The sequence below is a fragment of the Streptomyces maremycinicus genome, from assembly GCF_001184025.1.
Lineage (GTDB): Bacteria > Actinomycetota > Actinomycetes > Streptomycetales > Streptomycetaceae > Streptomyces > Streptomyces maremycinicus.
On sequence record NZ_BBYG01000013.1, the window covers coordinates 99,586 to 123,585 of the forward strand.

The window sequence follows — 24,000 nt, forward strand, 5'->3', positions numbered from 1 at the left end:
ACACCCGTCAGCGGCCCCGCAGGTTATCCACAGGGAGGACCGACCGGTCGTACGATCACACGATCACGTCGTCTGCTGCGTCCCGGCCGCCGAGATCTCCCGCACCCAGGGCGTCTTCGCGTCGACGCGGGCGACCTTCTGCGCGTCCCAGTTCCCGTAGCGCGGGTTGAGGTCGACGTCCAGCGCCTTGGACGCCTTGGACAGCGCGTTCCAGAAGGCGGGCTGGCTGGTGTTCGTACCGAGCGCGCCGGCGAGTTTCTGGGCCTCCAGCTGGAGCCGGAGATTCTCGTCGAGGCGCTGCGGCGGAATGCCGTACTGCTGGAGCCACGCAGTCTCCAGCCCCTTCGCGCCGCCCGCCTGCTGCTCCAGGCCGGCCCGCATCTCCTGGACCTCCCGGCGGCTTACGGTGATGCCCGCGTCCTCGGCGGCACGGTGCAACACCTTGTCGAGGACCATGCCGTGCAGGGTGTCACGGGCCAGGGAGCCGGTCTGGGCGACGGCCTGCGCGTACTGGGCGTCGTCGGTCACCGCGGCCCGCTGGGCCGTGCGCACCTCGTTCACCCGGCTCTCCAGCTGCGCGACGGTGATCCGCTGGCCGCCGACGACGGCCGCCGCGCCGGGATGCGCGTCGTTCCCGCAGGCGGCGAGGAGAGGGGCCGCCACGATCGCGGCGGACAGCAGGAGCGCGGTACGGCGACGGCGGTGCAAGGGAAACCTCCCGAGGAGATTGTGCGACGGTGCACAAAGTCTTGCGGTGATCGATGGTAGGCAGTGGGGCGGCTGGGGCCAACCCATTCGACCAACGATTCACCAGGACTTCGGGCACCGCCGCGCCCACCCGGCGCCCGCTCTTCGGTGCGAGGGCTCAGCCCCCCGCGCGCGGGAGCCTCGCCCGGTCCGCGCGGGAAACCCTCACGAGGGGGTCCGGTTCTGCCGACGACGGCCTCGGCCTCGGGGACCTCAGCGGACGATGGCGTCGGGGACCTCAGCCGACGATGGCGACCGGGGCGTCCCAGGCGTCGCGGTCCACGGTGATCGTGTAGCCGCCGCGGGTCTCCTTGCTGTTCACCATGTACTGGTGGCCGCGGCTGTGGCCGGTGTACTGGGTGGCGCCCCACGGCCAGTCGGTGGTCGTGGTGTCCTTCTTGTCCCACAGCGCGTACCAGAGGTTGCCCGGCAGGTCCGTCTTGTTCGTCGCGGTGGCGACCGCTTTGGCGCTGGAACTGCTGAAGCCGTAGTAGCCGGCCCGGTACGTCTTGGCGCGCAGCGTCTTGGTGAAGGAGCGCACATACGTCAACACGGCGTCGTTGCACGCCTTGTTCGTGATGTCGTAGGGCTCCATGTCGAGGTAGATCGGGCTGCCGGCCTTCATGCCGAGCGCCGCGGACCTGGCGACCGCGTCCGCGCCGTCGGTCGCGCCGAGGGAGGCGGCCGTGGCGGCGGTGAGCTTCTCGGGGCTGGAGCCGGTCTGGCAGGACGGCTGGGCGCCCACGTAGATCGGGATCAGCTTCCAGCCGGCCGTGCTGACCGACTTCACCCAGGACGCGGTCAGGTTTGGCTGCGCGCAGCCGCGGTTCTTGCCGCCGACGTAGACGGCGGCGCCCCCGTAGTAGCCGTCGGTCTTCCAGGCCTTCATCGCGGCCGTCGAGGGCGCGGTGCAGGCGTCGAAGGCACGGCCGGTGTACGTCTTCTGGGCGGGCCAGGTGGTGGCCGCCATCGAGGTCTGCGCCGCGATACCGGCCCCCGCGAGGACGGCCGCGCCGGCCACACCCCACGTGATGTATCTGCGCTTTCTGGACTGCCGGTGCTCGGCCATCCCCCACCCCATCGTTCGTCTTCGCGCACGGCGCGGTCGCCGCGCGCGGTCATGTCTGGCTGAAGTCCCCTGATTCGGTGCGACGATACGGCCTCGGCCCGACGTCCGGCATCCGAACGGAACGCACGGTAACCCGCGGCGGCTCACCGCCCGGGAAACGCAGGGCCCTCATCGCCACAAGATTCACTCATGTCACAGTAAAGAAGCGACGCCCTGTGGCGGCCTGTCCGTGTCCTACCCTTACCCCAGGTGACTTGGGGGGCGACATGACAATGCCGACGACGCAGACGGCCGCGGGCACGGACAGACGACTGACGGCAGGCTGGTTCCAGCGGCTCGCCTGGGTGGTTCTGGTGTGGGTCTCGCTGGGCTTCCTGGTCTGGGTGCCCTTCCTGTACGTGGCGACCCGCCGCGGACTCTCCTCGGACTGGGTGGCCTTCGGCTCGTTCGCGCTCTACGAGTGCGTGATCCTGCCGTGGGCGGTGATGACACCCGACGGCGACGGGGACGCCTTCTTCGGCATCGCCATCCTGGTGACCCTGCTGACGGCGACGGTGCTGCTGCTGACCGCGGTGTTCGACAAGAAGTTCCCGAACGCCCAGCCGGCGTACGGGGGCATGGCACCCCAGGGCCAGCAGTACGGATACCCGTACGGGCGTTAGGGCCTGTCCCAGCCCCTGCGGGCCCGGGCAGTCCGGGCGCGGTACGGGACGACACCGGGGACACAGCGCCCGGGTCCACCGCGCCCACGGACGCCGCGCCCAGGGACACCGCCGGGGCGCGCCCGCGCCGCCCGCACCATGCGTCCGGCTCAGAGACGGTGCCGCATCCACACGTTCGGCTCGGCGCCGCTCAGCCGCTCAGCCGCTCAGCCGCTCAGCCGCTCAGCCCGCGCGGAAACGCTCCGGCGCCTTCGTGGGGTTGCCGCCCGCGGGGAGTTTCTGGGCGGGGCAGGTTTCCAGGACCTTCTCCATCGCGGACTTCTCCGCCGCGGTGACCCACAGTTCGTACTTCTTCTTCACGGCGACCTGCGCGGCGACGTAGGTGCACCGGTAGGCCTTGTTGGGCGGCAGCCAGGTCGCCGTGTCGCCGTCCCCCTTGGAGCGGTTGGTGCTCGCGTCGACTGCCAGGAGATTGAGCGGATCGTTGGCGAGAGCTATGCGCTTGCCCGCGTCCCAGTACTTGGCGCCCTTCTGCCAGGCGTCGGACAGGGCGACGATGTGGTCGATGTCGACCTTGCTGCTGCCCCGCCGGTACGTCACGTCCTTGCCGGAGTACGGGTCCGACTCCAGTACACCGTAGGACACCTTGCACACGCCGCCGGTGAACTTCACCTCCTCCAGGTCACGCTTGAGGATGTCGTCCCGGGTGTCGCAGGAGTTCGAGTCCGTGTCCGCCCAGGCCGATCCGAACTTCTCGCGGTCGTAACCGGTCTTGGGAGCCCGCCCCTTCACGGTCAGCGCCTCGGCCGCCGCGAGAGCCGCTCCGCCCTTCCCCGCTCCGCCGCCCGCCGTCGCCCCCGCACCACCGGAACCCACGCCGGAGCCGGAGTCCGAGCCGGTGACCTGCTCCTTGCATCCGGCCACCGTCACGGCACACATCAGCACGGCGGCAACCGCCGCCCCGCCCCTCAGACGCCTCACGCGCCCCTCCCCTGTCCGCCCTGATGCCACCCCGTACAGGGCGCTTTCCCCTGACGGGCACTGGCACACACCGTAGCGAGGGGGCGCCAGGGGACAGTCGGGAGGTCCAGACCACAAACGGCTCAAGTGGGCATCTCGTACTTGTCGGGAATATCGTCGGTGGAGAGTCAGCTTCGGAAGGAGCTCTGGATGGGCATCCTCGACAGGTTCAAGAGCAACAAGGCGGCGCAGGACAAGGCAAGGAAGATGTCCGACGTCGCGGAGCAGAAGGCGAACGAGAGGACGGGCAACAAGTACGAGTCCCAGGTCGACTCCGGGCAGCAGAGGCTGCACGAGCGGCTCGGCATGGACGAGGAACGGCGCCCCGACCAGCCCTAGAGCCCCGTCCTGGCCTTGGCCCGCGACTCGACTCGGACCGGACCCGCAGACCGGGCCGCCGCCCGGCCCGAAGACCTGCCGGCCCGAAGATCCACCGACCCGAAGACGGGCGGGAGGATCCGTGGGGGTCGTGCCATCGACATCACCCGGCATACGAGGCCGTCCGCGCGGAGCGATCCGCGGCGGGCGGCTTCGCCGTGTCACCCCGGCCTGAACGGCGGCGGCACTCACACCTTCCCGATGCCGAGCGTGGACTCGGAGGGCAGCAGGCCCGATCCCAGCACCGCCACCCAGTAGTCGCCGAGGAGCGAGGCCAGGCGTTCCGTGAACTCCGGGCCGAGGACCTGCCAGGGGCCGAGTGCCAGCCGGTCGGTGTCCTGTTCGACGCGGCGGCGCAGATCTCGGAGCGCGTCCGTCGCCGTGCCGTCCTTCTCCAGCAGTCCTCTGACCGTCAGCCGCTCGCTCGCCGCCGCCCATTCCTCGCGGCTCCAGCCCCGGCTCTCGAAGCGCTCGACGGACGCGGCGCCTATTGCGGAGAAGGACACCAGCGCCTCCACCGGGTCGAGGCCGGCGAGGAGCAGGGCGGCGAGGTGACCGTCACCGCGGTGCTCGCGCAGCACGGTCGCCGCCTGCCAGAGCTGGAGGTGGGGTTCGTCCGGCCAGTCCAGCGCCGCGTTGGCGGCGGCGAGCGGGCGCCCCGCGGTGTCGGCCGCCTCGGCCGCGCGGCGGGCCAGAGCGGCGGCCTCGGCCAGCTCGGGACTGTCCACCAGGTCCGCGAACAACCTGCGGTAGAGCCGGTCGATGCCCCGCAGTCTCGCCGCCAGGACGGCTTCGGGGGTGGCGATCCGCCAGGCGTCCTCGATGTGCCGGGCGACCATGCCCGGCCGGAAGCTGTAGAAGGCCGAGGTCACCGCAGCGGCGCCCACCGGGCCCAACGGGGCGGCGCGGAGCGGGAAGTAACTTCCCCAGCGGTCTCCGGTCGGGTAGCCGAGCGCACCGGCCTCCTCGAAGACCTCCGGCGCGTAGTACAGCACCGCGTGCAGCGGCTCCAGCAGGTGCCAGAGCCGGCGCGCCTGGGCCGACGCGACCAGCGGCCCGCGCTCCCCCTGCTCGACCCGCTCGGCCGCTCGGTGCTCGTGATTCCCCAACATGGCGTCCCCCCTCGTCGCGTTCGGACATCGACCACAACTTGACACTGACAAGATTGCCTCGCCCGCCCGAACTTGTCAATGCCTAGATGCCGCGTACGCTGCTGTCCATGAACGACCGCCCCTACCACCACGGCGATCTGCGGCGCGCCATCCTGGCCGCCGCCCTCGACGTCATCGCCGCCGACGGCCCCGCCGGGCTGAGCCTGCGCGACCTGGCCCGCCGCGCCGGGGTCTCGCACGCGGCGCCGGCCCACCACTTCCGCGACCGCACCGGCCTGCTGACGGCGATCGCCGCGGAGGGACACGGCCTGCTGGCCGCCGCGCTCACGGGGGCGCCGGACCTGCGGGAGGCGGGCGTGCGCTACGTCCGTTTCGCGCGCGAGCACCCGGCGCACTTCCAGGTGATGTTCTCGCCCCCGCTCCTGCGCGCCGACGACCTGGAGCTGACCACGGCCCGGGCCCTGTCCGCCGCCGCCCTGACCGAGGCCGTCGCCACCGGCGCGCCCGCCGGGGACGGCCCGGACGCCCGGCTGACCCGTATCGCCGTCTGGTCCCTCGCCCACGGCTTCGCCACCCTCCTGCTCGGCCACAACCTCGACGCCCTCCTGGGCGACGAGGACCCCGAGGCGGTGCTCCGCGCGCTGCCGATGACGCTGTTCCCCTCCACCTGATCCCGGCGGGCCGGGCGACGCGGGGCTCACCGTGGACGACGCAAGCCTCTTCTGCCGTGCCAGGACCGGGTCGTGACGGTGTCACCGCCGAGCGGCAGCGAACGGCCGCGCCGCGTCGCCTCGCGGTCATGGACGAGCGGACCGCGGCCCGGGTCGCGGTCCGTGACCCTCTCGCGGCGGGATCGCGGGCCCGGGTCGCGGTCCGCGACCGACTCGCGGCGGCACCGGCCCGGGCCACCGGCGGACGGAGCCGCCCGGTGACCCGAGGACGGCCACGCCTCACAACCGCCGCGCGCCGGGCCCGCGGTCGCCAGGCCCCACGACCGTCACTCGCCAGGCCCCACCGCCGCCGTGCGCCTTCCCCCACGACCGCCGCGCACACGACCACCAGGCCCCACGGGGACGCAGCGGGCCTGCGACCCCGCGTGGCATGTGACCCCCTCGCGGCCTGTGACCTCCGCGCGCCCTACGACCCCAGTACCGTCGCCAGCAGTTCGCCCACCCAGCCCAGCAGTTCGCGTCCGACCAGCGGCTTGCCGCCGACCTTCGCGGTCTTCGGCCGGGGCACCAGGATCTGGTGCGCGGCCGGCTTGATGACGGTCCCGGGGTAGAGCCGCTTGAGGCGCAGCTCCTGGGACTCGCGCAACTCCACCGGCGCGAAGCGGATGTTGGTGCCCTGGAGCACGATCTCGCCGACGCCGCACGCGCGGGCCAGCATCCGCAGCCCCGCCACCAGCAGCAGGTTCTCCACCGGTTCCGGCAACTTGCCGTACCGGTCGACGAGTTCCTCGCGGACGGCCTTGACGTCGTCCTCCGAGTTGGCGGAGGCGATGGCCCGGTAGGCCTGGAGGCGCAGCCGCTCGCCGGGCGCGTAGTCGTGCGGGACGTGCGCGTCGACGGGCAGCTCGATCTTGACCTCGAGCGGCGGCTCCTCCTCGATCCCGCCGGACTCCAGCTGCCGCCGGTAGTCCGCGACGGCCTCGCCGACCATCCGGACGTACAGGTCGAAGCCGACGCCCGCGATGTGCCCTGACTGTTCGCCGCCGAGCAGGTTTCCGGCGCCCCGGATCTCCAGGTCCTTCATCGCCACGTACATGCCCGCGCCCATCTCGGTGTGCTGGGCGATCGTGGCGAGACGCTCGTGGGCGGTCTCCGTGAGGGGCTTCTCCGGGGGGTAGAGGAAGTAGGCGTAGCCGCGTTCGCGCCCGCGTCCGACCCGGCCGCGCAGCTGGTGCAGCTGGGACAGGCCGAAGGTGTCTCCGCGCTCCACGATCAGCGTGTTCGCGTTGGAGATGTCGATGCCGGACTCGACGATCGTCGTCGAGACGAGCACGTCGAACTTCTTCTCCCAGAAGTCGACGACAACCTGCTCCAGCGCCGTCTCCGACATCTGGCCGTGGGCGGTGGCGATGCGCGCCTCGGGCACGATCTCGCGCAGCTTCGCCGCCGCGCGGTCGATCGACTCGACCCGGTTGTGGATGTAGAAGACCTGACCCTCGCGCAGCAGTTCACGCCGGATGGCGGCGCCGATCTGCTTCTGCTCGTAGGGCCCGACGAAGGTGAGCACCGGGTGGCGCTCCTCCGGGGGCGTGGTGATCGTCGACATCTCGCGGATGCCCGTCACCGCCATCTCCAGGGTCCTGGGGATGGGGGTCGCCGACATCGTCAGGACGTCCACGTTCGCGCGCAGCTTCTTCAGCTGCTCCTTGTGCTCGACGCCGAAGCGCTGCTCCTCGTCGACGATGACCAGACCGAGGTCCTTGAACTTCGTCTCGGACGAGAACAGGCGGTGGGTGCCGATGACGATGTCCACCGCGCCGTCGTGCAGGCCCTCCAGGGTGGCCTTCGCCTCGGTGTCCGTCTGGAACCGGGACAACGCCCTGACCTTCACCGGGAACTGCGCGTACCGCTCGCTGAACGTGCCGAAGTGCTGTTGCACGAGAAGGGTGGTGGGCACCAGGACGGCGACCTGCTTGCCGTCCTGGACGGCCTTGAAGGCGGCGCGGACGGCGATCTCCGTCTTGCCGTAGCCGACGTCGCCGCAGATCAGGCGGTCCATCGGGACCGTCTTCTCCATGTCGTCCTTGACCTCGGCGATGGTGGTGAGCTGGTCGGGCGTCTCCGCGTAGGGGAAGGCGTCCTCCAGTTCGCGCTGCCAGGGGGTGTCCGCGCCGAAGGCGTGACCGGGGGCCGCCATCCGCGCGCTGTACAGCTTGATCAGGTCGGCGGCGATCTCCTTGACGGCCTTCTTCGCGCGCGCCTTCGTCTTCGTCCAGTCGGCGCCGCCGAGCCGGTGCAGGGTCGGGGCCTCGCCGCCGACGTACTTGGTGATCTGCTCCAGCTGGTCGGTCGGGATGTACAGACGGTCGCCGGGCTGGCCGCGCTTGGCGGGCGCGTACTCCACGACCAGGTACTCGCGCGTGGCGCCCTGGACCGTGCGCTGCACCATCTCGATGTAGCGGCCCACACCGTGCTGCTCGTGCACGATGTAGTCGCCCGCCTCCAGGGTGAGCGGGTCGATGGTCTTCCTGCGGCGGGCGGGCATCCGGGCGCCGTCCTTGCCGGCCGCCTTCTGGCCGGACAGGTCGGTCTCCGTGAGGACGGCGAGACGCAGCGCCGGGTCGACGAAGCCGTAGTCGATCGAGCCGCAGGACACGTGCACCACGGACGGGGCGAGTTCGCCCAGGTCGGCGTCCAGGCGGGCCGCGACCCCCTCGCCGCCGAGCACCTCGACGGTGCGGGCCGCCGGGCCGTGCGCCTCGGTGACGAAGGCGACGCGCCAGCCGTCGGCCAGCCAGCCCTTGGTGTCGGCCAGTGCCTTCGCGGTGTCGCCCCGGTATGTCTCGGGGGCGTGCATGCCGAGCTTCAGTGTGTCGGCGGCATGGGTGAACGACTCGTCGGCCGCGAACGGCGACACCGACCACCACATCATCTCCAGCTCGCGCGCGTGGTCACGGACGTCCGCGATGGACCACAGGGAGGCCGCGCCGACGTCGATGGGTGCCTCGCCGCCGCCGGCGGTGGCCGCCCAGGACGCCTGGAGGAACTCCTGGGACGTCGCCACGAGGTCGGCGGCACGCGTGCGTACCCGCTCCGGGTCGCAGACGACGGCCATCGCGCCCTCGGGCAGAACGTCGATCAGCAGCTCCATGTCGTCGACCAGCACCGGGGCCAGCGACTCCATGCCCTCGACCGCGATGCCCTCGGCGATCCTGCCGAGCAGCTCGCCCAGCTCGGGGTGCTCCTCGGCGAGGGCACGCGCACGCGTGCGCACGTCGTCCGTCAACAGCAGTTCACGGCACGGCGGCGCCCACAGGCCGTGTTCGGCGACCTCCAGGGAGCGCTGGTCGGCGACCTTGAAGTAGCGGATCTCCTCGACCTCGTCGCCCCAGAACTCGACGCGCAGGGGGTGTTCCTCGGTAGGCGGGAACACGTCCAGGATGCCGCCCCGTACGGCGAACTCGCCGCGCTTCTCCACGAGCTCCACGCGCGCGTAGGCGGCCGCGGCGAGGGCTTCGACGATCTCGTTCAGGTCGGCGGTCCGGCCGGTGCGCAGCGCCACCGGTTCCAGCTCGCCGAGGCCCTTGACCTGCGGCTGGAGCACCGAGCGGACCGGCGCCACGACGACCGAGACCGGGCCGGTCTCCGGGTCGTCGGGGCGTGGGTGGGCCAGCCGGCGCAGGACGGCGAGGCGGCGGCCCACGGTGTCGCTGCGCGGGCTGAGGCGCTCGTGCGGGAGCGTCTCCCAGGAGGGGTACTCCACCACGCCGTCCGGCGGGAGCAGCGAGCGCAGGGCGGCGGCCAGGTCCTCGGCCTCGCGCCCGGTGGCGGTCACCGCGAGGACCGTGCGGCCGGTCTCGCGGGCGAGGGCGGCGATGGCGAAGGGGCGGGCCGCCGGGGGGCCGACCAGGTCGACGTGCATGCGGTTGCCGTCGGTGGCCGCGGGGATCGCTTCCGCGAGGGCGGTGTCCTTGACGACGGCGTCGAGCAGACCGTGCAGGCTCATGGAGGGCTGGGCTTTCCGTCCGAGGGGCCGGGGTGCGCCCGCTGGCGGGCGTACCGGGGTCCGGGGTGGGCAACGCGAAGGGCCCGACGCGTGTCACGGGCCGGGGGTGTCCAGCGTACGTCGGGGTGGGGTCGTTCGCCGGGGGCTGTGGACAACCACGGGGGACGGTGGGAGCCGTGCACCGCTTCTCACGCCCCGGCGCCCTGCCGTATCCGACCGTGGGCGCCGCGGCCCAGGACCCCCGCCACGGGCCCGGACGGCCGCGTCCTCGGGCGCCGGCCGGGCGGGGCGCGGGACGTGAAGAAGCCCGGCACCGAGAAGACCCCCGTTCTTCTCGGTGCCGGGCTGGTGCGGGTGGGGCTGGTGCGGGTGTACCTGGTGCGAGTGGACCTGGTGCGAGTGGGACCGGCCGGTTCGGTGGGACCGGCCGGTCCCGGTGGTGCTAGTCCGTCGCGATCGCGTTCAGGACGTTCATGCGGCCCGCGCGGAACGCCGGGATCAGTGCGGCGAACAGGCCCACGAACGCGGAGCCGATGAACACGCCGATGATCGTCGGCCACGGGATCTCGAGGACGTTCAGCCCCTGGAGGGCGAGGAGCTGCTGGGCGGTGGCGCCCCAGCCCATGCCCAGACCGAGGCCCAGGAGGGCGCCGAAGAGGGCGATGACGACCGACTCCATGCGGATCATGCGGCGCAGCTGGCGGCGCGAGAGGCCGATCGCCCGCATCAGGCCGATCTCCCGGGTGCGCTCCACCACCGACAGGGCGAGGGTGTTCACCACACCCAGGACCGCGACGATGATCGCGAGGGCGAGCAGGCCGTAGATCAGGTTCAGCAGCTGCCCGATCTGGTCCTTGAGCTCCTGCTTGTAGTCCGTCTGGTCGCGGACGGTGTACTGCGGGTAGTCGTGCAGCGCCGTCTTCAGGGACGTGTACGCGGCGTCCTGCTGCCCGTCCTTCGCCGTGGCGAAGACCAGCTGGTCGAGCGGCAGCTTGTCGGCCGGGACGTACTTCTTGAGGGTGGCGGTGGAGGTGTACATCGCGCCCTGGTCGATGACGGCGTCGCTGCTGGTGATCGCGCGGACCGTCAGCCGGGCCGTGGAGCCGTCCTTGAAGGCCACCGAGATCACGGACCCGAGCTTGATCTTGTGGTCGTCGGCGAACTTCTCGTGGACGGACATCGAGTCGGGACGGTAGGCGTCGGCGAGCTTGCCGGCGACGGTCTCGACCCGCAGGTCGGTCGCGTAGGTCGGATCGGCCGCCGTGATCGCCGTCTTGTCGAGCGTCTTGCCGTCGGGCGTGGTGAAGTCGGCCTCGGTCCACTTGTACTCGGTGACCCGCTCCAGGCCCGGCGTCGCCTTGATGGCCCGCACCGCCTGCGGGGTCATCAGCTGACCGCCGTCACTCTGGATGATGAAGTCCGTGCCCACGCTCTTGTCGAGCTCCTCCGTGGCGGAGGCGACCATGGAGGAGCCGACCACCGACAGACAGGCGACCAGCGCGAGGCCGATCATCAGGGCCGCGCCCGTGGCGCCGGTGCGGCGCGGGTTGCGCAGCGCGTTGCGCTCCGCCATCCGTCCGACCGGGCCGAACGCCCGCAGCACGATCGCGCCCAGCACCCGGACCACCACGCCCGCCAGCAGCGGGCCGATCACCACGAAGCCGATCAGGCTGAACACGACGCCCAGGCCGAGCCAGAGCGAGCCCTCCGCGGCCTTGTCGGCGGTGGAGGCGAGGTAGAGGCCGAAGCCGCCTGCGCCGGTGAGGACCAGGCCGATGACGGCCCGTACGGCGCCCGCCCTGGCGTCGGCGGGGGCGCCCGCGTCGCGCAGCGCGGCCATCGGGGAGACCTTGCCGGCCCGGCGGGCCGGGAGGTAGGCGGCGAGCACCGTGACGACGATGCCGAGGACCATGCCGACCACCGGGGTCGTCCAGGCGACCGTCAGATCGTCCGTGGACAGGTTCATGCCGGTCATGCCCATGAGCTTCATCAGGCCGACCGCGATGCCGACGCCCGCGCCGACCCCGAGGAGCGAGCCGACCACGCCCAGCAGCAGGGCCTCCGCGAGCACGGACCGGTTGACCTGCTTGCGGCTGGAGCCGATGGCCCGCATCAGGCCGATCTCACGGGTGCGCTGCGCGACCAGCATGGAGAAGGTGTTGATGATCAGGAAGATGCCGACGAGGAACGCGATCCCGGCGAAGCCGAGCATCGCGTACTTCATCACGTCCAGGAAGCCTCCGACGCTGTCGCGGTTGGCGTCGGCGGTCTCCTTTGCGGTCTGCACCTTGTAGCCGGCGCCGATCTCGGCCGCCACGTTCTTCTTCAGCTGGGCGTCGCTCACACCGGGCGCCGCCGTCACATTGACGTTCGTGTAGACGTTCGACTCGCCGACCAGGGCCGCCTGGGCGGTCTTCGTGTCCAGGTAGAAGATCGCCGCGCCGGGGTTGGTGACCTGGAAGGCGGCGATACCGGAGATCTTCGCGGTGTGCGTGCCGACCGCGGTGATCACACCGATCTCGTCGCCGAGCTTCAGGTCGTGCTTGTCGGCGGTGTCCGCGTCCACCATCACCTGGTCGGAGCCCTTGGGCGCCGCGCCTTCGGTGATCTCCATGGTGCGGGCGTCGTTGCCGTTCCAGTTGCCGACGATGGTCGGCGCGCCGCTGGTGGGCGACAGGCTGTCCTTGTCGGCGTCGACGACGGTCGCGGAGGTGGAGAACACTGTCCCCTCCGCCGACTTGACCCCGTCCGCCTCGCGGACCGCGCCGAGCACGGAGGCCGGCATCACCGGCGGCTTGCCGTTGTCGGACGTCGTCTCACCGGTGTCCGAGGCGCCCTTGGCGCTCACCGTCACATCGGAGGAGGTGCTGGCGAAGAGCTTGTCGAAGGTGGTGTTCATCGTGTCGGTGAAGACGAGCGTCCCGCAGACGAACGCGACCGACAGCAGGACCGCCACGGCCGACAGGGCCATGCGCCCCTTGTGCGCGTAGAAGTTGCGCATCGAGGTCTTCAGGACGGTCATGACGTACGCCCCCGCGCGTCGAAGTCCTTCATCCGGTCCAGGACGGTCTCGGCGGTCGGCTTGAACATCTCGTCGACGATCCGGCCGTCCGCGAGATACAGCACCCGGTCCGCGTACGAGGCCGCCACCGGGTCGTGCGTGACCATGACGATGGTCTGGCCCAGCTCGTCCACCGAGCGGCGCAGGAAGCCCAGGACCTCGGCACCCGCGCGCGAGTCGAGGTTTCCGGTCGGCTCGTCCCCGAAGATGATCTCCGGGCGGGCGGCGAGGGCGCGGGCCACGGCGACGCGCTGCTGCTGGCCGCCGGAGAGCTGGGTGGGCCGGTGCCTGAGGCGGTCGGCGAGCCCGACGGTCTCGACCACCTGGTTCAGCCACGCCTTGTCCGGCTTGCGGCCGGCGATGTCCATCGGCAGCGTGATGTTCTCCAGCGCGTTGAGCGTGGGCAGCAGGTTGAACGCCTGGAAGATGAACCCGATCCGGTCCCGGCGCAGCTTGGTGAGCTTCTTGTCCTTGAGTCCGGTGATCTCGGTCTCGTCCAGGTAGATCTGCCCGGACGAGACGGTGTCGAGACCGGCGAGGCAGTGCATCAGCGTGGACTTGCCGGACCCCGAGGGGCCCATGATCGCGGTGAACTGACCGCGGGCGATGTCCACGTCGACGTGGTCCAGGGCGACGACACGGGTCTCCCCGGACCCGTACGCCTTGACGACCTGCCGCGCCCGCGCGGCAACGGCCGTACGCCCTCCAGTGCCCCCGTGCCTGGGAATGGTCACAGCCGATGTCACGGTGAATCTCCTATGTCGGTATCAGCGGCGGTCGAGCGGCGCCTCGGACGGCCAAGGGACGGTGCGAAGCGCTTCGTGGAAGAGTCTGTCGGCGGGAGGGGGTCCCTCGCGCTGGTGCTCGGGCCCGTCTTTCCGGGGGGTTAACCCCACCCCCCGGAAGTGGTGCCTGCCGCCCCCCAGCGGCGTAAAGCCAGGTTAAGGACGGGACCGGCCCCGTCTCCTCCTCCGGCGGTACGAACCCTCCCCGACCCCTGGTACGGAGGTACCCCTAGGGGCCGTCCACCTCGGGGTGGACGACTCTCGGGGTTGTCTCCACCCTTCGGCCCTGTCAGGCTCCACCCTCCCGCGACGCGAGGGTCAAGTGGGAAGCTGACATCCGGCAGTTGGATGCAAGGGGCACGGGACCACGGGGGGCATCAGGTGGGGGACATCCGACCGGCGACACGCGAGGCCGCGCGGCCGGCCGCACCGCACGGACGGCGGGCGGTCGTCGCGGCCCTCATGCTCTCCATGGCGCTGGCCGCGCTCGACTCCACCGTGGTCTCCACGGCCGTCCCGCAGATCGTCGGCGACCTGGGCGGGTTCTCGGTCTTCTCCTGGCTGTTCTCCGGCTATCTGCTCGCCGTGACGGTCACCCTGCCCGTCTACGGCAAGCTCTCCGACACCTTCGGCCGCAAGCCGGTGCTGGTCGCCGGGGCGGCCCTCTTCCTGCTCGGCTCGCTGCTGTGCGCGCTGGCCTGGAACATGGGGGCGCTGATCGCGTTCCGCATCGTGCAGGGCCTGGGCGGCGGGGCGTTGCAGGGCACCGTGCAGACCCTCGCCGCCGACCTGTACCCACTGAAGGAGCGGCCGAAGATCCAGTCGAAGCTGTCCACGGTGTGGGCGGTCTCGGCGGTCGCGGGGCCCGGCCTGGGCGGGGTCCTGGCCGCCTACGCGGACTGGCGCTGGATCTTCCTCATCAACCTGCCCATCGGGGCGGTGGCGTTGTGGCTGATCGTCCGTCATCTGCACGAGCCGCAGCGGCAGTCGCCGTCGCCCGACGACACACCACCCGCACGCGCGCGTGGCGCCTCGCGTACGGCCCGTGTCGCGCGGGCACGCGCGCGTGTCGACTGGGCGGGCGCGCTGGCGGTGTTCGCGTGCGGCGGGGTGCTGCTGACCGCGCTGGTGCAGGGCGGGGTGGCCTGGCCGTGGCTGTCGGGTCCCTCACTCGCCCTGTTCGGCGCCGGGCTGGCGCTGGCCGGACTCGTCGTCGTCATCGAACGCCGGGCGGCGGAACCGATCATCCCGGGCTGGGTGTGGCGCCGCCGTACGATCGCGGCGGTCAACCTCGCGCTGGGCGCGCTGGGGCTGCTGATGGTGGCACCGACGGTGTTCCTGCCGACGTACGCCCAGTCGGTGCTGGGCCTGGAGCCGGTGACCGCCGGGTTCGTCCTGTCCGTCTGGACCCTGAGCTGGCCGCTCTCGGCCGCCCTCAGCCAGCACGTCTACCGGCGCATCGGTTTCCGGGACACGGCACTGCTGGGCATCGGCGCGGCGACGCTGATCCTGCTCGCGTTCCCGTTCCTGCCGTATCCCGGCGAGGCCTGGCAGCCGGCCCTGCTGATGCTGCTGCTCGGCGGCGCGCTGGGCCTCTTCCAGCTCCCGCTGCTGATCGGTGTGCAGTCGACGGTGGGCTGGTCGGAGCGCGGCACCACGACCGCGTCCGTGCTGTTCTGCCGTCAGACCGGGCAGACGATCGGGGCGTCGGTCTTCGGCGCGGTCGCCAACGGGGTCCTGGCGGCCCGGCTGGGCGGTGCGGGGGACCTGGACTCCGTGACCCGTGCCCTCGCCGCCGGCACGGCGCCCGGGGCCGTCCGGGACGCGGTCGCGAGCGCCGTGCACGCCGTCTATCTCGGCGCGGCCTGCGCGGCGGCGCTCGCCTTCCTGGTGCTGCTGTGCGTGGCCCCGCGGCGGTTCCCCGTCCTCAAGGACTGACCGGCCCGACGACCGACCGAGCCACCGGCCGACCCGCCGACACCCGCCGACCCGCCGACCCCGCCGGCCCGGACGACCTCGCCGCCCCCGCCGCCCCCGCCGCCCCCGCCGACGGACGGTCCCGCCGGCCCGGACGACCGCCGGGTGGCACCCTTCTCACCCCTGTGAAGACGATCGCCACACAGCCCGCAGAAGTCACACAGCAGTCACACAGAGGTGGGGTTAACGCGGGTAACACCCCAGGTCAGACGGCATTTCGTGCAGTAAGCGCGTACCGACCACCCAGTTTGGTGAAAACTCTTCGCAGTCGCCGTACTCCCGAGTAACGTGCGTCCCTCGCACCACCCCCCACTCCCTGCGGTCCGCCGCCACGGACCCGAGCCACGCAAGGAGCACGGGATGTCACACGACCCGTCACACCCCGGCCCTACCTACCCCTGGCAGCCGCCGCCCGAGCCGCCCGAGCCATCTCGGCGCCGGCCGTCCGACCACGCCCCGCTGGGGCGCCACAGCGACCTGCGGGTCCTGCGCGGCGCCTACCGCCGCCAGCGGCGGGTGGCCACGCTCACCGCGCTCGGCTACTTCGTGGTCTTCCTGGTCCTGTCGGCGTTCGCGCCCTCCCTGATGACGGGCGAGGTCGCCGCCGGGCTCCCGGCGGGACTGCTGCTCGCCCTGCTCCAGCTCCCGGTCACCCTCGTGGCGATCGCCCTGTACGAGCGGACCGCCCGACGCCACGTGGACCCGCTCGCGGAGCGCATCCGCAAGCTCTCCGAGATCGACGCGAAGCGGGACGCGCGCGGAACCCGTACCAAGGAGGCCGGACGATGACGGAGTTCAGCGACGACGCGCAGACGATGTCCCTCGTCGCGTTCACCGCGATCGCCACGATCACGCTGCTGCTGTGCGTGATGACCGGACCCGACCGCGACGACCTCGCCGAGTTCTACACCGGCTACCGCTCGCTCTCCCCGCTGCGCAACGGCCTGGCCATCGCGGGGGACTACATCTCGGCGGCCACCGTCCTGGGCACCGGCGGGGTGATCGCCCTGTGCGGCTACGACGGTGTCGTCCTCGCCCTCAGCACGGCGCTCTCCCTGATGCTGATGATGTTCCTGCTGGCCGAACCGCTGCGCAACGCGGGCCGGTTCACCATGGGCGACGCGCTGACCCGCCGGATGCCGGGGCGGGCGGTGCGCATCACGGCGTGCGCGGTCACCCTCGCCGCGCTGCTGCCGATGATGCTCGTACAGCTCGCCGGCACCGGCCAACTCCTCGCCTTCATCCTGGGGTTCTCCGGCGCCGCGGTGAAGACGGGCTGTGTCGTCTGCATGGGCGTGCTGATGATCAGCTACGCGGCGATCGGCGGCATGAAGGGCACCGCCCTCATCCAGATGCTGAAGATCGTGATGCTGCTCGGCTCCGGCACCGTCATCGCCGTGCTCGTGCTGTACCGCTTCGACTGGAACCCGGGCACCCTCTTCGACGCGGCGGCCGAGGGCAGCGGGGTCGGCGACGCCTTCCTGCACTCGGGTCTGGAGTTCGCCGACGGACCGTTCCCCCGTGTCGACATGATCACCGCGCAGCTGTCGGTCGTCCTGGGCGGCGCCTGTCTGCCGCACATCACCATGCGCATGTACACCGCCTCCAGTGCCCGTCAGGTACGCCGGTCGATGTCCTGGGCGGTCTCCGGGGTCGCGCTGTTCGTACTGATCATGACCGTCGTCGGCTTCGGCGCGACGGCGATCGTCGGCCGCGCGGTGATCGCACAGGCGGACCCGCAGGGCAACACCGCCTACCTGCTGGGCTCCCGGGCCGCCTTCGGCCGCGAGGTGTCCACGGCCGAGACGCTCCTGTTCACGACGGTCACGACGGCGATCTTCCTCACCGTGCTCGCCTCGGTCGCCGGCATGATCCTCGCCTGCGCCAACTCCCTCGCCCACGACGTCTTCGCGGCACGCGACCCGCACATGTCGGCGCGCCGCGAGATGCTCCTGGCCCGGCTGTCCGCGCTGGCCGTCGGCGTCCCGACGATCCTGCTCGCGGCCCAGGTCCAGCACCGCAGCCTCCAGCCCCTGGTGACCCTCTCCTTCTGCCTGGGCGCCTCGGCGCTCGCCCCCGCGCTGGTCCTGAGCCTGTTCTGGCGCCGCTACACCCGGACGGGCCTCCTCGCCACCCTGATCGGCGGCACCCTGTCCGTGCTGCTCCTCATGCCGGGCACCAACCTGGTCTCGGGGTCGCCCGTCTCGGCCTTCCCCGAGGCCGACTTCAACTGGTTCCCCTTCACCACCACGGGCATCGTCACCGTCCCCCTGGGCTTCGCCTTCGGCTGGCTGGGCACGGTGGTCTCGGGCCGCCGGAAGGCGGAGGAGCAGCGCCGTCAGTACGAGGCGGTGGAGGGCTGGATCCTGGCGGGCGCGGTGCGCAGGGAGGGATGAGCGCGGGCGGTCAGGGCCACCGCCCCCACGGGTCGCCCTCTGCGCGGGTCGCCGTCTTCGCGGGTGGCCGGACGACGGCGCGGGTGCGGCCGGGGCCCGACGGTGGTCCGTGCGTCGGGTGTGGTCCGGGCGGCCGACGATGGGGTCAGTGCGGTCGGCGCAGTCCCGCGACGAGGAGCTCGACCAGACGGCGCGGGTCGTAGCGGGGATCGTCGTCCGCGCCGACGCACAGGTTGCCGACACCCCGCATGACCTCGTAGGCATGGAAGCCCGGCCGGATCTCTCCGGAGGCGACCGCGGCGTCGAGCAGGTCGCCGCACACGGGCACGAGACGGCCGAGGAAGTACGCGTGCAGCGTCTCGAAGCCCGCGTTGTCGGACCGGAGCACGGCGGCGAGTCCGTGCTTGGTGACCAGGAAGTCGACGAACAGGTCGATCCACCGCCCCAGCGCGGCGTACGGCGTGGGGCCCGCCGCCAGCAGGGCGGGACCGGCCTCGGCACAGGCGTCGACCTGGTGCCGGTAGACGGCGATGACGAGGTCCGACCGCGTCGGGAAGTGGCGGTAGATCGTGGCCGTCCCGACGCCGGCCCTGGCCGCGATGTCGCGCACCGGCGCTTCCACGCCCGCCGTGACGAAGATCGCGGCGGCCGCGTCGAGCAGGGTCTCCTTGTTGCGCCGGGCGTCCGCCCGCTGGGGCCGCGCCGTGTGCCCCGCCCCCCGGTCGCCGTCGTCCACCGCGCCACCCTCTCCTTCACCCGACCGACTGCCGACCGCTGCCGGCCGTCCGCCGACCACTGTCCTCGGCCATGACCGCATTGCTAAACGGGACAGTGTTCCGTATGTTCAAACGGGACACGGTTCCGTTTGCTCATCATGTCAGAGCGGCGGGCCCGTGACCAAGCACGCACGCGTACCGCCCCACGCTTCATCCTCGAGGAGGAGACACGGTCATGCAGTACCGCACCTTGGGCCGCACCGGTGTGCAGGTCAGCTCGCTCGCACTCGGCGCCATGAACTTCGGCCGGATCGGGCGCACCACCCAGGACGAGGCCACCGCCCTCGTCGACGCCGCTCTCGAGGCCGGGATCAACCTCATCGACACCGCCGACATGTACAGCGGCGGCGAGTCGGAGGAGATGGTCGGCAAGGCCATCGCCGGCCGGCGCGACGACATCGTGCTGGCCACGAAGGCCGGCATGCCCATGGGCGACGAGCGCAACCGGCGGGGCAGCTCACGCCGCTGGCTCGTCACCGCACTGGACGACAGCCTGCGCCGCCTCGGCGTCGACCACGTCGACCTCTACCAGATCCACCGCTGGGACCCGAGCACCGGCGACGAGGAGACGCTCTCGGCGCTGACCGACCTCCAGCGCGCCGGGAAGATCCGCCACTTCGGCTCCTCGACCTTCCCGGCCCACCGGATCGTGCAGGCCCAGTGGGCCGCCCGCGAGCACCACCTGAGCCGCTACGTCACCGAACAGCCCAGTTACTCGATCCTCCAGCGCGGCATCGAGACCCACGTCCTGCCCGTGACCGAGGAGTACGGGCTCGGCGTCCTGGCGTGGAGCCCGCTCGCCTCGGGCTGGCTCACGGGCGCGATCCGCGAGGGCCGGCCCGTCACCACCAGCCGCTCGGCCTTCATGCCGGAGCGCTTCGACACCGCTCTGCCCGCCAACCGGGCCCGGCTCGACGCGGTGGAGCGGCTGGCCGCGATCGCCGACGAGGCCGGGCTGACCCTGATCCAGCTCGCGCTCGGCTTCGTGACCGCGCATCCCGCCGTGACGAGCGCGCTCGTCGGCCCCCGCACGCCGGACCATCTGCGCGCCCAGCTCGCCGCCGCGGACACCGTGCTCTCCGCCGACGTGCTCGACGCGATCGACGCCGTCGTCGCACCGGGCACCGACCTCGCCGCACACGAGAAGTTCGACACCCCGCCCGCGCTGCTCGACCCGTCACTGCGACGCCGCTGAACCGGCCGGGACGACTCCACCTCACGAAGGAGACAACCGCGGACAGGTGGGCGCGGACGGGCGGGGTGGGTGCGGGCGGCGTCACGGGGTGAACGCGGGCGGATCCCCGCGCGGCGTGACGGGATGAGTGCCGACGGATCCCCGCGCGGCGTGACGAGGCGAGTGTCGGTCGACTAGTCCGCGCGCGGACTAGTCGACCGCGCGGCCGGTGAGTGCGCTCAGGCTGTTGCGTACGTGGTCCATGTGCGCCTGGACGTCGTCCCGGCGCTCGTCGTGCTCCCGCAGCACCCGCTCGGTCTCGCGGACGGCGCGCTCCTCCCGGGCACGCGCCTCGGCGAGCAGCTCGGCGGCACGCGCGTGTGCCTCCTCCTGACGGAGGCGGGCCGACTCCTCGGCCTCCACGAACGCCTGCTCGGCCTCGGACAGCGCGGCCTCGGCGCGGGCCACCGACCGGGCGTGCCGCGCGTCGAGGGCGGCGGCCCGCTCGGCCGCCTCGCGCTCCGCCTCGGCCCATCGCTGGGCGTGCTCCTTCTCCTGCTCGGCGAGCATGCCGGCGGTGCGCTGCCGCACCTCACGCAGGGCGGCCAGTGCCTCGCCCCGCGCCTCCTTGACCTCGCGCCGGGTGCCGACGCGGAGTTCGTCGGCCTCGGCGCGGGCCGCGAGCAACCGCTGGCGGGCGCGTTCCTCGGCCTCCGCGCGGAGCGCGTCCGCCTCCTCCTGCGCCGCGCGGCGCACATCGAGGGCGCACGCCTCGACGTACGCGAGATGCTCCCGCGCCTCACCGCGCGCCGCGTCGCGGACCGCCGCCGCCTCCTCCGTCCCGAGCTGGAGGATGCGCCGAGCGCGCTCGCCGAGGGAGTCGTACGTCTGCGGTACGAGATGGGCCACCACCTCGCGCAGCTCCTCGGCCTCCGCCTCCATCTCCCTGGCGAGCACCGTGAGCCGGGCGGCCCGTTCCCACGCGGCGTCCCGGTCGGCGCAGAGGGCGGCGGTGTAGGCCTCGACCTGTTCCGGCCGGTAGCCGCGGCCACGGACGGTCACGAACCCCGGAGGTGACATCGATGCGCTGCTCATCCTGGAACCCCTCGCCACCCGACGGACACGACATGATGATTTCGCGCATATCTTGATGGATCGGGCGCAAGTGTTCATAACGCGACACTCCGCGCGCAGGTCACGGCCAACCCCGAACAGACCCCAACGTGAAGGGGCCGGGCCCGATCATCCGATCGGGCCCGGCCCCTTCACGTATCCGCGGGTCCGCCGTCCGCGGGTCCGCGCGTGCTCACCCGTACTCAGCAGGCGCGGCGACCGCCCGTCACAGCAGTCCGTCCCACATCTGTTCCAGCAGCACCGACCACCAGCTCTCGGGCGAACCGAGCGCCGCCGGGTCGAGCGAGGCCAGCTGGGCCTGGAAGTCGACGGTCCAGCGTCCCGCCTGCTCCTGGTTCAGACCGAACCGCAGCCGCCACATCCGCCCGAGCAGCGCCAGACAGCGCGCGAACTCCGGCAGCCCGGTGTTCACGAACTGCGGCGGTACGGGCGCACCGCCCGGCCCCGCCTCCACCGGCACGGCGACGATGTTGGCCGTGCCGTACTGCACACAGATCGCCTTGCCGAAGTCACTGCCCATGACGAGGTACGAGCCCGCGTCCGACGCCGGCTGCACGCCCCGTTCGGCCGCCAGCTCCGCCAGCGTCGGCACGGGCCGGCCCGGCTGGGCCTGCGCCCAGAAGAACGGCCCCATGTCCGCCGGCAGACCCGCCACCACCAGGGTGTGCGCCACGACCGGCGGCACACCCTGCCGGGACACCGCGGCCTGCTCGAAGCGGAACACCGCCGGCCCGAACACCGCCGCCAGTTCCTGCCCGATGGCCTCGGGCGGCAACGGCGGCGCGGGCTGTACCGGCGGCAACGGCGCGCGAACGGGCGCCGGGCGCGCCGGTCCGTCCGCCACCTGGTGCAACTCGCCCTGGTGCGCCAGCAACTGCTGCATGCCCTGCTGGCGGCTCGCGTGATCCGTCCCGTACGGCGCGATGCTCGTGATCCGCGCCTGCGGCCACTGCTCCCGCATCATCCGCGCGCAGTAGGCGCCCGGCAGCTCGCACGACTCCAGCTCCGTGTGCAGTTCCAGCACCTGGTCCGGCGGCACGTTCATCGCCCGCAGCTCGTGGAAGATCTGCCACTCGGGGTGCGGGGTCCCCGGCGCCGAACGCCGGATCAGCTGCTGTTCCGAACCGTCCTGCGCACGGAAGCGCAGCACGGCCTGATAGCCAGGGCCGACCGTCGGCAGGCCCTGCTGCTGCGGATACCCGTACGCGGGCGGCTGTCCCGGCACCGGCCCGCCCGGCGGCATCGGGGGCTGCGGAGCGCCCGGAGCCATGCCGGGCGCACCCGGGAAACCGGGCGCCGCGGGAGCGCCCGGGAACCCGGGGCCGGCGGGAGCCTGCGGCGGCGGAGGCGCGCCGGGGCCGCCCGCCTGGGGGCCGGCCAGCATCGTCCGGGCATGGTGAACGGCACCCGGCGCGCCCCCGCCGGTGCCCTGCACGCCGGGCACGCCCTGCGGCCCCGGGGCGCCCGGGAAGCCGGGAACACCCGGTGCCTGAGGCGCACCGGGGGCGCCCGGAGCGGGCTGCGCACCGGGGGCGCCGGGCGCACCCGGAGCACCAGGAGCACCGGGCGGCTGCGGCGCGCCCGGTCCCATCCGACCGGGGTCGGCAAGCATCGTCGCGGCATGGTGGACGCCACCGGGAGGCGTACCCCCGGGCGGGTTCGGCCCACCCGGCCCACCCGGCGCGCCCGGCGCGCCGGGAGGCTGTGGCGCACCCCCCGCTCCCGGGCCCGGACCGGCCGGCCCCGTGGACCCGTCCGGGCCCAGGGACGACACGAGCTGCGTGGGCACATAGCCACCCGCCGGCGCACCGGGCGCACCCGGGCCGGAAGGCGGAGGCGTGTTCCCCGGGCGCGCGCCCGGCGCGCCCGGCGCGCTCGGCGGAGGCGGCGGCTGCGCCCCTCCCCCGCGCTGACGGCGCGGCGGCGGCGCCGCCTTGCTGGTCGCGGCGTCCGCGATGTCACCGGCGTTCGGCGCGAGCGGCCGCGCGGGCGTACCCGGACCGGCCGGAGGCGGCGTACCCGGCCCACCCAGCGAGGACGGACCCGCCGGACCGGGCGGCGGGGTCGCGGGCGTCGGAGAAGCCGGTGTGTTCGGCGCGGCCGGTGCGTTCCCGGCCGGCGTCGCGCCACCCGCTCCCGGAGCGTCGAGCGCGGGCGCGACCGCCGTCCGCGGAAGCTGGCTGCCGCCCGAGATCAGCGCCGTCTTGGCGTCCGGCGCGGACACCGGCGGCACCGCCTCGTCGTCGGACCCGCTGAGCGGCGGCGCGAACACGGTCGCGGGAAGCGGTACGGAACGGTCGTCCCCGGCGTCGGCGTTGGTGTCCGTCCCCGCCCACGGCGTCGCGCCGACGGGAGCCGCGGGCGCCGACGGCCCACCGGGACCCGCCCCGGCGGGCACCCCCGCCTGGGTCTCGGGCAGCCCGCCCCCGGGCACCCCGCCCTGGGTCCGGGGAAGCGAGGGATCGCCGCCCCCGAGCGCACCGGGCGCCGCACCGGCACCCGTACCCGCACCGGCCTGCGAGGAGGCGGACCCCGGCCCGGAAGCCGAAGCAGCCACACCGTTCCCGGTACCCGTACCGGCCCCGGCGCCTGCCCCGGAACCAGACCCGGCCCCGGCCCCCGTCCCGGACCCGGCCTCCCGCCGATCCGCGATGCCCAGCTTGTCCGCCGCCTCCTGGAGCCACTCCGGCGGCGACAGCAGGAACGACGTCTGATTCAGGTCCACCCGCGCCGGGGGCGCCGGCACCGCGTCGGCGGGGGCGTCCGTGCGGCCGTACTCCTCCTCGTACCGGCGGATCACCTCGCCCACCGGTACGGCGGGCCACAGCGTGGCCTCCCCGCTGTCCCGGGCGATCACCAGCCGCTGCGCGCCGCCGTCCGAACGCGGCCCCTCCGCGCGGTCCTCGGCCCACACCACGAACCCGAGCTCGAACTCCCGCACCCGCACCTCACGGTGCTGGTACGCGGGCACATCCCCGTTGATCCACTCTTCGGCGCGCTCCTGCGCCTGCGCGAACGTGACCATCGTCCAG

At 72.7% G+C, this 24,000-nt stretch carries 17 protein-coding genes; 7 read left to right on the forward strand and 10 right to left on the reverse strand.

Annotated features, from left to right (window positions below; all coding sequences use genetic code 11):
* Positions 1-63 precede the first annotated feature (63 nt).
* Entirely contained in the window at positions 64-708 is a 645-nt protein-coding gene (locus AOQ37_RS16180) for a SurA N-terminal domain-containing protein (RefSeq protein ID WP_062645231.1), read from the reverse strand.
* Between the two features lie 277 nt (positions 709-985).
* On the reverse strand, positions 986-1,816 hold the full coding sequence (locus AOQ37_RS16185; RefSeq protein WP_062645232.1) for a glycoside hydrolase domain-containing protein: 831 nt from the start codon (positions 1,814-1,816) through the stop codon (positions 986-988).
* 266 nt (positions 1,817-2,082) lie between these two features.
* On the opposite strand from AOQ37_RS16185, the gene AOQ37_RS16190 reads away from it, so the two are divergent.
* On the forward strand, positions 2,083-2,478 hold the full coding sequence (locus tag AOQ37_RS16190; protein WP_062645233.1) for a hypothetical protein: 396 nt from the start codon (positions 2,083-2,085) through the stop codon (positions 2,476-2,478).
* 222 nt (positions 2,479-2,700) lie between these two features.
* Here the strand turns inward: AOQ37_RS16190 and AOQ37_RS16195 are convergent, their stop codons facing one another.
* Entirely contained in the window at positions 2,701-3,459 is a 759-nt protein-coding gene (locus AOQ37_RS16195; RefSeq protein ID WP_062645234.1) for an HNH endonuclease family protein, read from the reverse strand.
* 189 nt (positions 3,460-3,648) lie between these two features.
* On the opposite strand from AOQ37_RS16195, the gene AOQ37_RS16200 reads away from it, so the two are divergent.
* Positions 3,649-3,837, forward strand: a complete 189-nt coding sequence (locus AOQ37_RS16200) for an antitoxin (RefSeq protein ID WP_062645235.1) — start codon at positions 3,649-3,651, stop codon at positions 3,835-3,837.
* 227 nt (positions 3,838-4,064) lie between these two features.
* Here the strand turns inward: AOQ37_RS16200 and AOQ37_RS16205 are convergent, their stop codons facing one another.
* Positions 4,065-4,988, reverse strand: coding sequence for an SCO6745 family protein (locus tag AOQ37_RS16205; RefSeq protein WP_078890211.1), 924 nt, complete (start codon positions 4,986-4,988; stop codon positions 4,065-4,067).
* 107 nt (positions 4,989-5,095) lie between these two features.
* Here AOQ37_RS16205 and AOQ37_RS16210 point away from each other — a divergent pair, with 107 nt between their 5' ends.
* Positions 5,096-5,659: a TetR/AcrR family transcriptional regulator gene (locus tag AOQ37_RS16210; RefSeq protein ID WP_078890240.1), complete on the forward strand. Its 564-nt coding sequence runs from the start codon at positions 5,096-5,098 to the stop codon at positions 5,657-5,659.
* Positions 5,660-6,125: 466 nt separating this feature from the next.
* Here AOQ37_RS16210 and mfd read toward each other — a convergent pair whose 3' ends face one another.
* The 3 genes from mfd to AOQ37_RS16225 all read right to left on the reverse strand — a co-directional run bounded on the left by mfd (position 6,126) and on the right by AOQ37_RS16225 (position 13,472).
* On the reverse strand, positions 6,126-9,665 hold the full coding sequence (gene mfd, locus AOQ37_RS16215; RefSeq protein WP_062645237.1) for a transcription-repair coupling factor: 3,540 nt from the start codon (positions 9,663-9,665) through the stop codon (positions 6,126-6,128).
* Between the two features lie 442 nt (positions 9,666-10,107).
* The gene (locus AOQ37_RS16220) at positions 10,108-12,687 is read right to left on the reverse strand and encodes an ABC transporter permease (RefSeq protein ID WP_062645238.1); all 2,580 of its coding nucleotides are present in this window, start codon (positions 12,685-12,687) and stop codon (positions 10,108-10,110) included.
* A complete protein-coding gene (locus tag AOQ37_RS16225; RefSeq protein ID WP_062645239.1) occupies positions 12,684-13,472 on the reverse strand; it encodes an ABC transporter ATP-binding protein in 789 nt (262 codons plus the stop codon). Before AOQ37_RS16225 ends, AOQ37_RS16220 begins: the two co-directional genes overlap by 4 nt.
* Positions 13,473-13,892: 420 nt before the next feature.
* Between AOQ37_RS16225 and AOQ37_RS16230 the strand changes: the two genes are divergently transcribed.
* The 3 genes from AOQ37_RS16230 to AOQ37_RS16240 all read left to right on the forward strand — a co-directional run bounded on the left by AOQ37_RS16230 (position 13,893) and on the right by AOQ37_RS16240 (position 17,884).
* Positions 13,893-15,449, forward strand: a complete 1,557-nt coding sequence (locus tag AOQ37_RS16230) for an MFS transporter (protein ID WP_062645240.1) — start codon at positions 13,893-13,895, stop codon at positions 15,447-15,449.
* Between the two features lie 399 nt (positions 15,450-15,848).
* Positions 15,849-16,277, forward strand: a complete 429-nt coding sequence (locus tag AOQ37_RS16235) for a DUF485 domain-containing protein (protein WP_062645241.1) — start codon at positions 15,849-15,851, stop codon at positions 16,275-16,277.
* Entirely contained in the window at positions 16,274-17,884 is a 1,611-nt protein-coding gene (locus tag AOQ37_RS16240; RefSeq protein WP_062645242.1) for a sodium/solute symporter, read from the forward strand. The genes AOQ37_RS16235 and AOQ37_RS16240 overlap by 4 nt, the downstream gene beginning before the upstream one ends.
* 145 nt (positions 17,885-18,029) lie before the next feature.
* Here AOQ37_RS16240 and AOQ37_RS16245 read toward each other — a convergent pair whose 3' ends face one another.
* Positions 18,030-18,620, reverse strand: coding sequence for a TetR/AcrR family transcriptional regulator (locus tag AOQ37_RS16245; RefSeq protein WP_062645243.1), 591 nt, complete (start codon positions 18,618-18,620; stop codon positions 18,030-18,032).
* 215 nt (positions 18,621-18,835) lie between these two features.
* On the opposite strand from AOQ37_RS16245, the gene AOQ37_RS16250 reads away from it, so the two are divergent.
* A complete protein-coding gene (locus AOQ37_RS16250) occupies positions 18,836-19,855 on the forward strand; it encodes an aldo/keto reductase (RefSeq protein ID WP_062645244.1) in 1,020 nt (339 codons plus the stop codon).
* 189 nt (positions 19,856-20,044) lie between these two features.
* Here the strand turns inward: AOQ37_RS16250 and AOQ37_RS16255 are convergent, their stop codons facing one another.
* Both AOQ37_RS16255 and AOQ37_RS16260 read right to left on the reverse strand, forming a co-directional pair.
* Positions 20,045-20,929: a coiled-coil domain-containing protein gene (locus tag AOQ37_RS16255; RefSeq protein ID WP_062645245.1), complete on the reverse strand. Its 885-nt coding sequence runs from the start codon at positions 20,927-20,929 to the stop codon at positions 20,045-20,047.
* A 244-nt stretch (positions 20,930-21,173) separates the two neighbouring features.
* On the reverse strand, positions 21,174-23,993 hold the full coding sequence (locus tag AOQ37_RS16260; protein WP_062645246.1) for an SUKH-4 family immunity protein: 2,820 nt from the start codon (positions 23,991-23,993) through the stop codon (positions 21,174-21,176).
* Between the last annotated feature and the right edge of the window lie 7 nt (positions 23,994-24,000).